Below are 15,013 nucleotides of genomic sequence, written 5' to 3' on the forward strand. Positions count from 1 at the left end.
GATTATGTGCTTTTAATTTTTTTATTATTAAATTGAAGTATCTTTATTCCCTATAGAAAAACTATTTATATACTCGATAGGCTTCTTTGCATCGAAGACAGTACCATCAATAAAATCTGTAGTTGCCGGCTTATATCCATCTGTTTCAGGAATATCACTTGCAGGAATATGACCTTCTTCTGCTAATAGCCCAGCTGCTTTTTTCCAAATATCAGGTCTGTAAATATCCTTTATAGTTTCGCCATACCAAGCTTCAGACTTAGACTCATGAATTTGTCCCCAACGACGCATTTGTGTTAAAAACCATATACCATCTGAGTAAAATGGATAAGTAGCATTGTATTTATAAAACACATTAAAGTCAGGCATAGCTCGCTTATCTCCTTTTTCAAACTCAAAAGTTCCAGTCATTGAATTTGCAATAACAGCCTCGTCTGCTCCTACATATTGGGACATTGATAAAATCTTAACTGCTTCCGCTCTGTTAGATGGCTCGTCTAACCATTTACCAGCTCTAATTAATGCTTTTGTTACCGCTACAGCCGTGTTTGGATTATCTTCAACAAACTTTTTAGTCATTACAAAAACTTTCTCTGGGTTATTCTTCCAGATATCGTAATTTGTTACAACAGGTACACCAATACCTTTAAATACCGCTTGTTGGTTCCATGGCTCGCCAACACAGTACCCATAAATAGTTCCTGCCTCTAAGGTTGCAGGCATTTGTGGTGGTGGCGTTACTGACAATAAAACTTCTGCATCAATTTGCCCTTGAACATTCTCTGATGTATACATTCCTGGATGTATTCCTGCGGCTGCTAACCAATATCTAATTTCATAATTATGCGTAGATACCGGAAAAACCATCCCCATTTTAAATGGCTTTCCAGAATTTCTATATTCTTCAATCACTGGTTTTAAAGCCTCTGCCTTAATAGGATGAATAGGTTTACCTTCTGAATCTTTAGGCACATTAGGTTTCATTTTAGACCAAACATCGTTAGAAACTGTAATTCCATTTCCATTTAAATCCATTGAAAAAGGTGTTACTAATTCTGCTTGTCTTCCAAAACCAGCACCTGCTGCAATTGGCTGACCTGCTAACATATGAGAACCATCTAATTGACCATCAATAACACGATCTAAAACATTTTTCCAATTAGATTGTGCTTCTACAGAAACAAATAAGCCTTCGTCTTCAAAAAAACCTTTTTCTTTTGCTATAGCTAAAGGTGCCATATCTGTTAACTTTATAAACCCAAATGTTAATTGTGGTTTTTCAATAGTTAAAGCTTTTGTTTTTGAAGTTTCTGTATTTACGTCTTCAGTAACTGTTTGTTGTTTTTCTTTCCCTCCACAAGCTCCAAGCAAAAAGGCTAATGGTAGAATAAAAATTGATTTTTTAATTAGTGTTTTCATATTGTGTTGATTTAAATATTAAGTACTAATACTTAGTTTTTTACAAATATATAAGTAGTCTTAAATATACCTTATGATTTCACGCATAAACAAAACACTTTTTTAACCATATAAAAAACTGATAAAACACAGGTTACACATATAAACAACTAAAAAACAATGATTTAAATAAATAAAGTAACTAACTAGAAACACAAATAACATAGTCACAATTACGTAAGTAATTATAGCAGACTAAGAAAAATAATGATATTTGGTAAGATTTTAATATACATTAGAAATGTTCTACTTTTCCAGTAAAACCTTTAAGAAGTTGTAGTAAAATTAACTGTCAAGAAAAAAATTATGAGCACTTATTTCATTTTTAAGCCCCTCAATATCACTAATTCCTATTTTTTTTCCTCTAGCAATAATTAATTTTTCTTTTTTTAAAGCTGAAAAAATTCTGATAACTTGTTCTTCAGAAGTTCCTGTGTAATCTGCATATTCTTTTCGGCTTAACGGAAGATTTAAAAAGCCATTAACAGCACCAAATTTTCTATTAATGTAAAGCAACATATCGGCAACACGTTCGCGAACTGTCATTTGCGACAAGGACTTCACTTTAGCTTCACTTTTATTAAGCTCGTTTGCGTAAAACAGCATCATATCATAAGAAAAATGAGGGTTTTCAAACAAAACATCTTGTAGTACTTGTTTAGAAAAGCAACACAATACGGTATGCTCTAATGCAATTGCACCTATAGAATAACTATCTGCTGTACCAAATCCGCGATGCCCAATTATTTCGCCTTCATTTGCAAAGCGTACTATATGTTCTTTGCCATGAATACCTGTTCTAAATACTTTTACTTTACCTTGCTTAACAAAATATAAACCACTAACTGGAGCGCCTTCAATTATAAATTGTTGTCCTTTTTTAATTTGTAATGTACTCTTATTATTAACAAAGTTAGAATTTTCTAGTGTACTAATGTTTCTTTTAATTAAACAAGAACTATTTGTGCAAGCTCCACAAGACACACCTGAAGGTGTAAGTTTTTGGTAAGATATATGTGAAGCTGTAAGCGCCATTAAATTAAGTATTTAATACAATATTAAGTAATAATACTTAGTTTTTAATATAACAAACTCATTTTTATGATATTCTAATAATTTTAAAGCTAAACTTTTAATACTTCACCATAATATTAAAACAAATAACAATTCATCAACAGAAACAACACCTTAACTACTAATACAATATGTTATAAACAACTAAAACATATTACATTACGATTACAAAAGCTATAAGCAATAAAAAATCCCCAACATAAATAATGTTGGGGATTGTATATAAATTAAATTCGGAAATTAGTTTCCTTTCTTATAATCTTCTAAAAATTTTGCTAAACCACTATCTGTAAGTGGATGTTTTAACAAGCCTTCAATAGAACTTAATGGTCCTGTCATAACATCTGCACCCAATTTAGCACAATCAATAACATGCATAGTATGACGTACAGAAGCAGCTAAAATTTGTGTATCGAAAGCATAATTATCGTAAATATGACGGATTTCTGCGATAAGATTTAAACCATCTGTAGAGATATCATCTAATCGACCAATAAATGGAGACACATACGTAGCTCCTGCTTTAGCAGCTAATAAAGCTTGACCTGGAGAAAACACTAAAGTTACGTTTGTTCTAATTCCTTTTTCAGAAAAATACTTACACGCTTTAACACCATCTTTAATCATTGGTAACTTTACAACTATTTGCTCGTGTAACTCTGCTAAAGCTTCACCTTCTTTAATCATACCTTCAAAATCTGTAGCGATAACTTCAGCACTCACATCACCGTCAACAATATTACAAATGTCTACGTAATGTTTTAAAATATTATCATGTCCGGTAATCCCTTCTTTTGCCATTAAGGACGGGTTAGTAGTCACACCATCAAGAACGCCTAATTCTTGAGCTTCCTTAATTTGAGCTAAATTTGCTGTATCAATAAAAAATTTCATTATTCTATAATTTAATTATATATTCTTGGTTGCTAATTTACAATATTATGGCAGTTAAAATTTACATTTTATAAAAATAACCGCAACTATTTACGTAAACGTTTACTATATTATAATTTATAATGATTTAATAACATGCGCTCGTAGACTTTATCTGGCAACACACGCTTTAATACTATAGATAACTTTTGTATAAACTCTCCTACTTTATAATGTATTTTAGGCTCTGGTGTATTAATTATTTTAAAAATAGCTTCAGCCATAATTTTAGGATCCTTACCAGAATCTACATGCGTGTCCATTAATTTTAAAGTATTACCGTATGCTGTTTTATAAGGTGAATTTTCTTTAACAGGAGCATGAAAACGTCCAGCGGCAATATTTGTAGCAAAATCTCCAGGTGCCACATTTGTCATTTTTATATTGAAACTTTTAAGCTCCATTCTATAAGCTTCTGTTACCAATTCTAAAGCACCTTTACTTGCACTATATATACCTCGATATGGTAACCCCATATATCCTGCAATTGATGTAACATTAATTATTAAACCACTTTGCTGCTTACGCATTTGTGGTAATACAGCTTTAATAACTTCTAGAGGTCCAAAGAAATTAGTGTCAAAATGACTTTTCATTTCTTGTAAAGGTATTTCTTCAATTGGCCCTGTTATGCCCACCCCTGCATTATTAATTAAAACATCTATACGGTCTTCTCGATCTAATAATGATTGGATACAATCTGAAATGGTTTCTACCTCTTTTACATCTAATTTTAATATAGGAAATTTACTTGAAGTATAACGTTCTGGAGACCTACTGGTACCGTAAACTCTAAAACCTTTTTCTGTTAAATATTCTCCGATAGATTTTCCTATTCCTGAGGAACCACCTGTTATTAATACAACTTTAGACATACTATTATTACTCTGTTTAAGTGGGCAAAAATACGATATTAAATAAGGAAAAATGAAGAGAAATTTAGGAAACTATAAGGCATAAAAAAAGGCAAGCTACCTACATCACACCGCTACGACCATTTACCTTTGCTGCGTTCCCGCCCTGGAGGATTCAACAGGAGCTGGTTGTGTAGGACTTGCCGGTGCAAATATACATCCTTTTTATTTTTACACAATGATTTTTTTAACTGATTTTAAATAAATAAATTGCTTAAAATTTAATATTACAAATGAAAGCTAGCAACATACTCTCTATCATATTTTTAGGTACCACATTATTTTCTTGTGGCAGTAGCTCTAACGATAAAAAAAGTGATTTTTCTTTACAAACTAATGCTCCTGGGAACGGAATTTCACTTCATAAGGACTTAAATTTATCTATAAAAAACCCTAAAAACCTTCAGATAGACTCTGTAGAATACTCTATAAACAACGTAAAAATTCCCTCAACATCTAATTTAAGTCAACAAAAATTAGGAAAACAAATTTTAAAAGCATCAGTATATACTAACGGTGAAATACAAACTCTAACACAACCCTTACTTATTTTAAACGATAAAAACCCTAAAGTTTATACGTTTGAACTTTTAAATACCTTTCCTCACGATATTACCTCATACACTCAAGGTTTAGAGTTTTATAAAGATACTTTGTATGAAAGTACAGGACAATACAAAGAATCTAAACTTAGAAAAGTTGATTACAAAACCGGAACAGTATTTAATAATATAAATTTAGCAGATGAATATTTTGGTGAAGGATTAACTGTTCTACATAATAAATTATATCAATTAACTTGGCAAAAAGGTACAGGATTTGTTTACGATGCTAGTACTTTAGAAAAACAATCTAGTTTTAAGTATAATAATAGTAAAGAAGGCTGGGGACTTTGCAACGACGGCAAGGTTTTATATAAAAGTGATGGCACCGAGAAAATATGGATTCTTGATCCTGAAACCTTAGAAGAAAAAAGTTACATACAAGTATACACCAATAAAGGCAAGATTGGACGTGTAAACGAGTTAGAGTGGATTGATGGTAAAATTTATGCCAATATTTATCAAAAAGACGGTGTTGCAATTATCAATCCTAAGAACGGTGCTGTAGAAGGTGTTATTGATTTTACACCACTTAAAAAGAAAGTGACCCAACACCAAGGTTTAGATGTTTTAAACGGTATGGCTTATAATACCAAAACTCAAACACTATTTGTGACAGGAAAACGATGGGATAAATTATTTGAAGTAACGGTAAAACCGAAAAAATAATTCATGAAAACATTTGAACTTCATGTTACTGTTACAAAAAATGATTTAGACGAATTAAACCACGTTAACAATGTACGTTATGTACAATGGATACAAGATGTAGCAAAAGGCCATTGGCAAAAAGCAGCTACACCAAATATGCAGGAACAATACATCTGGGTGGTTATAGAACATCATATTTTTTATAAAGGCGAAGTACTTTTAGGAGATGAATTACGATTAAAAACATTTATTAAAAAATCTGCTGGTGTTAAGTCTATTCGTGTAGTTGAGTTATATCACAACAAAACCGAGAAACTTTTACTACATGCAGAAACCCACTGGTGCTTAATCCATACACAAACCAAACGTCCTACTCGTATACCTCAAGATGTTAAAGATATTTTTATATAATTACAACCATTTTAAACCGTTAGTCATTAAATCTTAATTATCGAGTAAAAGTTATATTTTTACCTAAAATCTCTCGAGATCCTGTTTAGTATTATGAAACGTATTATCTATTTTATTTTTTGCTGTTTATTTCTAACCCTTTGGAGTTCATGCCGAAAAGACTTCGACTTTACTCCTAGTAACGGCACACTTACTTTTTCTAAAGACACGGTTTATTTAGATACTGTTTTTTCTAATATTGGATCGAGCACTTACAATTTAAAAGTATACAATACGAGCGACAATGATATTGTTATTCCTTCACTTAAATTAGCGTTGGGAGAAGATTCTAACTACCGTTTAAATGTAGATGGTATGTCTGGAAAAATCTTTGAAGATGTAGAAATCCTTGCTAAAGATAGTATGTATATTTTTATTGAAACCACAATAGATTATAATGATTTCTCTAATACAGAAAACACCTATTTATATACAGACGAAATTCAATTTGATTCTGGTACAAATTTTCAAAAAGTAGATTTAGTAACTTTGGTTAAAGATGCTGTATTTATATATCCGAGTAAAAATGATGAAGGCATAGTAGAAACTTTAACGCTAGACATAAATGGTGAACAAGTTGAAACTACAATTCAAGGGCGGTTTTTAACAGAAAACGAATTACACTTTACAAACACTAAACCCTATGTTATTTATGGCTATGCAGCTGTACCAAATAATTCTATAATGACTGTAGATGCTGGTGCACGTTTACATTTTTATACAGACTCTGGCTTATTTGTAAGCGAAGGAGCGTCTTTACAAGTTAATGGCACCTATAGTAACGATCAGGATAATTTAGAAAATGAAGTTATTTTTGAAGGCAACCGATTAGAACCTAGCTTTTCAGACATTCCTGGACAATGGGGAACTATATGGTTATACGACGGCAGTATAAATAATAGCATAAATTACGCCACTATAAAAAATGCTACCGTAGCTATTTTAAGCGAAGGCAATCCAAACGAAAACAAACTCACTTTAAAAAACACTCAAATTTATAACAGTAGTAATTTTGGTGTATTAGGCAGAAACACATCTATAACAGCAGAAAATATTGTAATTAATAACAGCGGACAATCATCTTTTTCAGCAACATTAGGCGGTCGCTACAATGTTACGCATGCTACAATTGCAAATTACTGGAGCAGTAGTTTTAGACAATATCCTGCATTGTTAATTAACAATTACTTGATAGACGATGAAAACACAACATATTTAGCAGATTTGTCTGAAGCTAATTTTAATAACTGTATTATTTATGGTAATGATAATCCTGAATTTGTTTTAGACGAAATTGAAGATGACGCCGTTGCATTTAACTTTAAGTTCACAAATTGTTTAGCACGTTTTCAAGTTTCCTCTAGCAACAATTATACTGGTAATAATTATGATTTTGAAAACACTACACATTACGAGAACATGATTTTTAATGAAGATCCCGATTTTAAAAACACAGCTAATAATGCATTAATTATTGGTGAAGACTCCAAGGCCATAAACCAAGGTAATACAAGTTTTTCTAATCAAGTTCCTCTCGATCTTTTAAATACAAATCGAACAAATTCTCCTGATTTAGGTGCTTATCAGCATACTATTTTTGAAGAAACAGAATAATATATTATTTACCACTATAGATTAAATCGCAATACCAAAACCCAGAAGGTTTACACTGCTTATTTGGTGCGGGATATTCACGATAGGGTTTACCTCCTACTTCAGAAGCTATTGGCGAATTAAATAAAGAACCGTCGAAGCAAAAAGTATGAAATTTTCCATTCTCACCACAAGGATCGACATTTTAAGGCAAATTATTAATCATTGCTTCTGTTAGCTCCGGACCTACAAAATCTGAATTAAAATATTTAGCGTCTTAACAAACTACAATGGCATTCTTATCATCCTGTAACAGCTCAAACAATGCCAGTGCAGAATCTTTACCTGTACTCCAATTAAAACAGGTTTTAATACTTATAATAGTTTAATCTACATACATTACATCAGAAAATGGATGAATAGATTTACTATCACTTATCTCTTCTAAAGTATTTACATCAGAACTTGTTTGTCGTCTTCCTATTCCTGTAATATCATCTAAAGCAGCAGCTAATAAAGGCTCGTTAACATCACCCAACACTCCTAAGTTACCATAATCTTCTTTTAGATAAATATCTGGGTCTAAGCCATCATAATAATCTGTCTTTCCATTTGCATTTAATGACTTATAAATTAAAGGCTGCATTGCATACGTATGGGTTGCATTTACTTCTGTCTTACTAAAAGTTGGCGAGTCATACACTGTTCTAGATGCTTGATATTTACCTACTGTGACATCTCCAACCTGAACAACATCTATATAAGGTTCTAAACCATTTATTATTAATTCGCTAGCAGATGCTGTATTGTTAGAAGTAATTACATATACTTTATTAAGATTTAAATGATTTATAGTTTCACTAAAAGTAACAGAGTTAGATGTGGTTACTTTCTCCATAACATCTACAAACGGATTCAATAAATCGTCTGGACTTTGAGTTTCAAAATAAGTTTGCCAATCACTATTCCATTGTTCTTTTACAAAAACTTCGCCTGTAAATTGCCCTGTAATCATAGATGCTAACCATGTCGCTGTACTCACAGAACCGCCAGGATTATAACGTAAATCTAATACCAAGTTGGTTATGCCTTCACTTTTAAAAGTTCCAAAAACTGCATTTAATTCAGAATCGAAAGCATCTGTTCCTGTAAAGCCATTATACATTAAATATCCTATTTTTTTACCATTAATAGTAAAAACTTCCTGATCGTAAATTGGATTTTCTGTATATACGGATTTTACTAAATCTATTTCTGTAGAAGTGCTTGTTACCTCATCATCTTCTGTAGTTACTGTACCTTGATTATTATAAGTAGCTAATCCTATAGTATAAGAATCGGCTTCTAAAAGATCTATATTAGTATCTGAAGACGAGTTGTAATATAAAGTTATTCCATTTACGGTATTAAAAATATCACCTCGTTTTATCCCTTTAGCTTCAGCATCTGTTCCGGGTAATACATAGCGAACATAGCCAAAAACCACATCTGCTACACCTAGTTTTACCAAACCGTATTCCATACCATTTGTAGTTGTTTCTCCACTAAAATACTGCTCTAAAGCAATATAATCATCTGTAATCCAACTAAAACGATCTTCAGTATCTGTATTATACAACAAACTATTAAACAAATCTTCTGGGGAAGAGTAATTATTTAAATAGTTTAAATATTCGGTATTTGTAGCAAATCTGTCATCATATAAATTTGGAACGTAGTCTTTATATAGATAGTATCTATTCATCCCACGCCAAACAAAATCATTAATGTCTGATGCCGTTACTGAAAAATCATCTTCATCTTTAGCACAATTAGTGAAACAAAATAACATCACTAATATGTAGAAATAGGGTTTTAAATCTTGCATGTTTACTTAAGGTATAATCGCTAAATTTACTTGAATTAAAATCAGTTTAAAAATTTTTAGTAACAAAATATATAATCAGTCGTCGTAATATTAAATAACCACAAGTAGAAGTAACCGACCAACCAAATGACTCAGTCAGAATTTTTAAAAACTGTAATGCCCTTTAAAGATAAAGTGTATCGTTTAGCAAAACGATTACTGGTATCTAATGAAGAAGCAGAAGATGCAACACAAGAAGTGTTACTTAAATTATGGTCTAATAAAAAGAAAATGGAAACTTATAAAAACATTGAAGCCTTTTCTATGACTATGACTAAAAATTTGTGTTTTGACAAGTTAAAATCTAAACAAGCTCAAAATTTAAAAATTGTACATAGTAATTATGAAGATCATAAAACCAGCCTTCAAAAACAGGTTGAAACAACAGATAGTTTAGATTGGGTTGGAAAAATTATTGAAACATTACCAGAACAACAACGCCTAATTATACAATTAAGAGATATTGAACAATACGATTTAGATGAAATTTGCAAAATGCTGAATATGAAAAATACAGCAGTAAGAGTTGCTCTATCTAGAGCAAGAAAAACAATACGAGAACAATTAACTAATACACATAATTATGGTATTAAATAAAATAGAACAGTTACTTGAAAAGTACGAAAATGCAGAAACTACTTTACAAGAAGAACAAGAATTAAAAACTTACTTTTCGCAAGACCAGATTGCACCTCATTTAGAAGTGTACAGACCATTATTTGCATATTATAAAGCCAGTAAACATGAAACATTTACCAAAGACATTCCATTAAAAACTAAAAACACAAATGTGTATAAATGGTTAACAGTCGCAGCTGTAGGAGTATTAATGCTAGGGTTTTATTTTAATACGTCTAAACACATCACAACAACCGATGACGATTTAGGAACAATTCAAGATCCTGAACTAGCCTATAACGAAGTTGTTAATACTTTAGAACTTATTTCTAAAACACTAAATAAAGGTACAGCTACAGTCGGGTATTTACAGACCTACAATCAAGGAATTGCAACAGTAAATTACATTCACGAATTAGAACACACGTCTAACATTATTTTCAAAAACAATAAATAAAAATTATGAAAACGATAAACAAAAACCCAAATACAATGACAAAAAAAATAATCTTATTTGCCTTAATAATGGTCTTACTTCCTGCAAGTATGATGGCACAATCTATATTTGACAAGTACAGTGAAAACCCAGATGTAACTTACGTTAACATTAAACCAAAAATGTTTCAGATGTTAGCAAAATTAGACATTAGCACAGACGATCCAGAATCTCAAGCCTATTTAAATATGGTTAATAGCATTACAAGTTTTAAAACTATAATTACAGACGACAAAGCTATAGCGGCAGATATCTCTAAATGGATGACTTCTAAAAAAGGGGGCTTAGACGAGCTTATGGAAGTTAAAGATGGAGGTCGCGAAGTAAAATTTTATGTGAAAGAAGGTCGCGATGCAGATCACGTAAAAGAATTATTAATTTTTGTGAATGGTATAGGTGATTTATCTAAAGATGCCAATATTGAAATTAACGGTAAAAACCGTGAAATTGAAACGGTAGTTGCACTTTTAACAGGTGATATTGATTTAAATGAAATCTCTAAACTTACAAGTAAAATGAATATTCCTGGTGGCGAACATTTAAAAAACAAATAACATTCAACCTATAACCGAGTACTTTACACATAAGTACTCGGTAAAATACTCTTAAAACATATGAAAGCACAGCACTCTATTTTTATTCTAGCAATTTGTTTTACTTTATTTCTTACAAGTTGCAATTCTACCCCTACACTACAAACTTATATTGTAGATCACCAAGAAGCTCCTAACTTTACAACGGTAGATTTACCTCTATCTGTTTTAAAAGTAGATCAGACTAAATTAAATGAAGATCAGAAAACAGCTTATAACGCTATAAAACGATTAAACTTTTTAGGCTATAAAAAAGAAACAACTGATTCTGATACTTATTTAAACGAAAAAACACAAGTAGAAAACATTTTAAACGACGAGGCGTATAATGAACTTATGGTCATTAATAATCATGGAGGAAAGTTTACGCTTAAATATCTAGGAGATGATGACCAATCTATAGACGAGTTAATTGTTTACGGCAATGCTAAAGATACAGGTTTTGGAATTTTAAGAGTATTAGGAGACGATATGAATCCATCGCAAATTATGTCTTTAGCCAAAGTTTTAGAACAAGGTGATGTAGACATGTCTCAAGTAGAAGGGCTTGTAAAGTTCTTCAACTAGAGCACCATTAATAATAAAAAAAGGCTACTCAAAATATTGAATAGCCTTTTATATTTATATAACTAAAGGAAATTATTTAGTCACTTCACTTTTATTTAAAGCAGAACTCATTTCCATAGAAATAGATGCTCTTTCAAACTTAATCTTACCTGCAAGTGTTTCAATTACACAAGTATTATCTTTATCGTTTAAGTCTACAACCTTTCCGTGCATACCACTTTTAGTAATTACACGATCTCCGCGTTTTAATTCGCTAGCGAATTTCTTTTCTTTTTTCTGACGTTTCATTTGTGGTGCAATCATAAAGAAATACACAACCACAAACATTAATATAAACGGTAAAAATGAACTTATACCTTCTCCCATTATCTTAAGACTGAATTTGAGGTGTTGCTAAATGAGGTTTTACTGCCGAGTTAGGATCAGGCTTAACAAAAGCTTTAATCTTAACCATATCCTTACCTGATTCAGTATTAGAAGTTACAGTAATTGTTTTTGTAACATTGTTAGCTCCAGAACCGTTAAATTTAACTGTAAATTTACCTGATTCTCCTGGTGCTAATGGTGCTTTACTCCAATCTTGAGGAACTGTACATCCACAAGAACTAGCAATATTAGTAATCACTAAAGGCGCTTCTCCAGTGTTGGTATATTCAAAAACAGTTTCAACAGCAGTTTTAGATTCTATTGTTCCAAAATCGTGCTCTGTCTCTATAAATGTAATTTTAGGAAATTTAGAAGAATTTGCATCACGTTCTGCAGCTACAGCTACGTTTTCTTCGTTTACTTTTTTTGAAGCATCCTCTTTACACGCTGTAAAAGCGATTAGACATAATGCGCCTAATCCTAATATCATTTTTTTCATAATAAATATTTTTTTTAAAGTTATAAAAGTAATAATTATTTCCAACTACATCAACCCTCTTCCAACTTTATTTAAAGTTCCGTTTTGCTGATATTCTTTAACCAATTTATCTAAAATACCATTTATAAAAATACTACTTTTTGGAGTTGAATATTCTTTAGCTATTTCCAGATATTCGTTGATGGTAACTTTAACAGGAATAGATGGAAAATTCTGAATTTCACACACGGCCATTTGCATTAAAATATAATCAATTTGTGCGATGCGTTCCGCTTCCCAGTTTTTAGCTTTTTTATCTATTTCTGCATTTAATTTGGTAGTATTTAAGATGGTTTTCTTAAATAAACTCACAGCAAATTCTTTATCGTCTAAATCTTTATATAACTTAGGTACAAAATAAGACTCAGAAACATTGGGCTTACTTTTACGCAATAATTTTAATATGGCAGTATTAACTGTAGGTAAATCGTCTAACCATGTTAAATTTTTATCTTCTAAATAATCGTATAATTTTTCGTTTGGTGCAATAATTTCTTTAAACACATCTACTATAAAATGCTTATCGGCTTTAAAATCTGAGGTACGAGTTTGCATGTATTCTTTATACAAATCGCTAGCCAATATGGCTTTATAAATAACGTCTACATATTCGTTATCTAGAGTCCAATTATCTACACCATACGTTCTTATAGTATCTTGAAGAAGGCTGTTATGTTTTAATAATTGAAGCACTTCATTATTAACCAATTTTTTATTTGGATTTTTATCTTCTGAAGTTGCTAAATGTTTTAATTGAGATTTATCAAGGTGATCTTCAACACGTTTTTGAACCTCAATTAATAGTGATAATTGTAACAGATAGAGATGATACATATCGTCTAAACTATTTATTAAAAACTTCTGATCGTTTTTAAAATCTCCACTTTCACCACCTTTAAAAGCATAGATGGTTTGCATTACTTTTACGCGAATATGTCTTCTATTAAGCATAGTTACAAAGAACTTTTAACCTCCTTTTTTGGAGCATGAATGATTACCTGGCAGGCATTTTTAATTATAAAAGCCGAAAGTTAAATTAACTTTCGGCTGCAAAAATAAGGTTTTTAATCAAATAACATTATTTATTATTCGCTTTTTTTCTAGCATCTATTCTAGCTGTAGCAACACTTAATGCGGCCTGATTTGTTGTCATTTTATACACATCGGCGTTATTAAGAATTTCTAGAGTTGTATTATAAATATTTTGAGTTTTACTCATAATTTCATCCTTCCCGTATTTTGCGATTTCTGCATATACGTTAATTATACCACCAGCATTAATTAAAAAATCTGGAGCATACACAATCCCTCTATTTTGAAGAATAGCACCGTGTACTTGCTCATTAGCTAACTGATTGTTAGCTGCACCAGCGATAACTTGTGCTTGTATTTTATTTACAGTATCGTCGTTTATGGTTGCACCTAAAGCACAAGGAGCATAAATATCTACAGCTTCACTATACAAATCTGTTCCTTGATAAATTTTAGCACCATAAGTTTTACTTACAACTTCTAAACGCTCTTTATTTAAATCGGTAATAATAACTTTAGCACCTTCTTTAGTTAAATAGTCTACTAAAGTTTCACCAACATGTCCTATACCTTGAACCAAAACAGATTTACCGTCTAGATTTTCTGAACCAAATTTAAATTTGGCTGCAGCTTTCATTCCCATATATACACCATAAGCTGTAACTGGAGAAGGATTTCCTGCACCCCCTTTAGATTCTGATATTCCTGTTACATAAGGTGTAACTTCATGAACCAAATCCATATCAGACGTTTCCATACCAACATCTTCAGCAGTAATGTATTTTCCGCTTAAAGAATGTACATATTCACCAAATTTTTTCATTAATTCTGGCGATTTTTGTGTTTTGGCATTACCTATAATCACAGCTTTCCCTCCACCTAAGTCTAACCCAGTAACGGCTGCTTTATAAGTCATTCCTCTTGACAAACGCAACACATCGTTTAACGCTTCCCATTCGTTATTGTAATTCCACATTCTAGTTCCTCCCAATGCAGGTCCTAATACCGTGTTATGAATACCAATAATTGCTTTTAAACCTGTATCTTTGTCATTGCAAAAAACAACTTGCTCATGATTATTAAAAGAATGTTGTCCAAAAACCGGATCAACTTTATACAGTTCATTTGCACTTAAAACCTCTGAAACCATTTTAATTATGTATTAATTATATTTGATTGATTTGATATTTTAATAAAAACTAGATGCAAATCTATATCTTTA

The 15,013-nt window shown here is 31.3% G+C and carries 16 protein-coding genes and 1 other RNA gene; 7 read left to right on the forward strand and 10 right to left on the reverse strand.

What is annotated here, in order from left to right; all coding sequences use genetic code 11:
• Nucleotides 1–27 precede the first annotated feature (27 nt).
• The 5 genes from FNB79_RS15715 to ffs form a co-directional block, all read right to left on the reverse strand.
• On the reverse strand, nt 28–1,419 hold the full coding sequence (locus tag FNB79_RS15715) for a CmpA/NrtA family ABC transporter substrate-binding protein (RefSeq protein WP_143382264.1): 1,392 nt from the start codon (nt 1,417–1,419) through the stop codon (nt 28–30).
• Between the two features lie 324 nt (nt 1,420–1,743).
• On the reverse strand, nt 1,744–2,493 hold the full coding sequence (locus FNB79_RS15720; protein ID WP_143382265.1) for a Crp/Fnr family transcriptional regulator: 750 nt from the start codon (nt 2,491–2,493) through the stop codon (nt 1,744–1,746).
• A gap of 279 nt (nt 2,494–2,772) precedes the next feature.
• Entirely contained in the window at nt 2,773–3,426 is a 654-nt protein-coding gene (gene fsa / locus FNB79_RS15725; protein ID WP_143382266.1) for a fructose-6-phosphate aldolase, read from the reverse strand.
• Between the two features lie 110 nt (nt 3,427–3,536).
• Nucleotides 3,537–4,340 carry an SDR family oxidoreductase gene (locus FNB79_RS15730; RefSeq protein ID WP_143382267.1) on the reverse strand — a complete coding sequence of 268 codons (804 nt, stop codon included), beginning with the start codon at nt 4,338–4,340 and terminating at the stop codon, nt 3,537–3,539.
• 86 nt (nt 4,341–4,426) lie between these two features.
• Nucleotides 4,427–4,525: signal recognition particle sRNA small type (gene ffs, locus FNB79_RS15735), an RNA gene on the reverse strand.
• 87 nt (nt 4,526–4,612) lie between these two features.
• On the opposite strand from ffs, the gene FNB79_RS15740 reads away from it, so the two are divergent.
• The 3 genes from FNB79_RS15740 (at nt 4,613) to FNB79_RS15750 (ending at nt 7,696) form a co-directional block, all read left to right on the forward strand.
• Nucleotides 4,613–5,650, forward strand: coding sequence for a glutaminyl-peptide cyclotransferase (locus tag FNB79_RS15740; RefSeq protein ID WP_143382268.1), 1,038 nt, complete (start codon nt 4,613–4,615; stop codon nt 5,648–5,650).
• 3 nt (nt 5,651–5,653) lie between these two features.
• On the forward strand, nt 5,654–6,043 hold the full coding sequence (locus FNB79_RS15745; RefSeq protein ID WP_143382269.1) for an acyl-CoA thioesterase: 390 nt from the start codon (nt 5,654–5,656) through the stop codon (nt 6,041–6,043).
• A gap of 93 nt (nt 6,044–6,136) precedes the next feature.
• Nucleotides 6,137–7,696, forward strand: a complete 1,560-nt coding sequence (locus FNB79_RS15750) for a hypothetical protein (protein WP_143382270.1) — start codon at nt 6,137–6,139, stop codon at nt 7,694–7,696.
• A 364-nt stretch (nt 7,697–8,060) separates the two neighbouring features.
• On the opposite strand, the gene FNB79_RS15755 is transcribed toward FNB79_RS15750, so the two are convergent.
• A complete protein-coding gene (locus tag FNB79_RS15755) occupies nt 8,061–9,542 on the reverse strand; it encodes a S41 family peptidase (protein WP_143382271.1) in 1,482 nt (493 codons plus the stop codon).
• 126 nt (nt 9,543–9,668) lie between these two features.
• On the opposite strand from FNB79_RS15755, the gene FNB79_RS15760 reads away from it, so the two are divergent.
• The 4 genes from FNB79_RS15760 to FNB79_RS15775 are packed head-to-tail and all read left to right on the forward strand — an operon-like array spanning nt 9,669 to nt 11,855.
• Complete coding sequence (locus tag FNB79_RS15760) at nt 9,669–10,178, forward strand: RNA polymerase sigma factor (protein ID WP_143382272.1); 510 nt, start codon at nt 9,669–9,671, stop codon at nt 10,176–10,178.
• On the forward strand, nt 10,165–10,656 hold the full coding sequence (locus tag FNB79_RS15765) for a hypothetical protein (RefSeq protein WP_143382273.1): 492 nt from the start codon (nt 10,165–10,167) through the stop codon (nt 10,654–10,656). The genes FNB79_RS15760 and FNB79_RS15765 overlap by 14 nt, the downstream gene beginning before the upstream one ends.
• A 35-nt stretch (nt 10,657–10,691) precedes the next feature.
• Nucleotides 10,692–11,249: a DUF4252 domain-containing protein gene (locus tag FNB79_RS15770; RefSeq protein WP_143382274.1), complete on the forward strand. Its 558-nt coding sequence runs from the start codon at nt 10,692–10,694 to the stop codon at nt 11,247–11,249.
• 60 nt (nt 11,250–11,309) lie between these two features.
• A complete protein-coding gene (locus FNB79_RS15775; protein ID WP_143382275.1) occupies nt 11,310–11,855 on the forward strand; it encodes a DUF4252 domain-containing protein in 546 nt (181 codons plus the stop codon).
• 72 nt (nt 11,856–11,927) lie between these two features.
• Here the strand turns inward: FNB79_RS15775 and yajC are convergent, their stop codons facing one another.
• The 4 genes from yajC to FNB79_RS15795 all read right to left on the reverse strand — a co-directional run bounded on the left by yajC (nt 11,928) and on the right by FNB79_RS15795 (nt 14,941).
• Nucleotides 11,928–12,221 carry a preprotein translocase subunit YajC gene (gene yajC / locus FNB79_RS15780; protein ID WP_143382276.1) on the reverse strand — a complete coding sequence of 98 codons (294 nt, stop codon included), beginning with the start codon at nt 12,219–12,221 and terminating at the stop codon, nt 11,928–11,930.
• A gap of 4 nt (nt 12,222–12,225) precedes the next feature.
• Nucleotides 12,226–12,720 carry a DUF1573 domain-containing protein gene (locus tag FNB79_RS15785; protein ID WP_143382277.1) on the reverse strand — a complete coding sequence of 165 codons (495 nt, stop codon included), beginning with the start codon at nt 12,718–12,720 and terminating at the stop codon, nt 12,226–12,228.
• A 45-nt stretch (nt 12,721–12,765) separates the two neighbouring features.
• Complete coding sequence (gene nusB / locus FNB79_RS15790; RefSeq protein ID WP_246073292.1) at nt 12,766–13,710, reverse strand: transcription antitermination factor NusB; 945 nt, start codon at nt 13,708–13,710, stop codon at nt 12,766–12,768.
• Between the two features lie 127 nt (nt 13,711–13,837).
• Nucleotides 13,838–14,941, reverse strand: coding sequence for a Glu/Leu/Phe/Val family dehydrogenase (locus FNB79_RS15795; RefSeq protein ID WP_143382278.1), 1,104 nt, complete (start codon nt 14,939–14,941; stop codon nt 13,838–13,840).
• Nucleotides 14,942–15,013 lie beyond the last annotated feature (72 nt).

It is taken from the genome of Formosa sediminum, from assembly GCF_007197735.1.
In the GTDB taxonomy this organism is placed as follows: Bacteria; Bacteroidota; Bacteroidia; order Flavobacteriales; family Flavobacteriaceae; genus Formosa; species Formosa sediminum.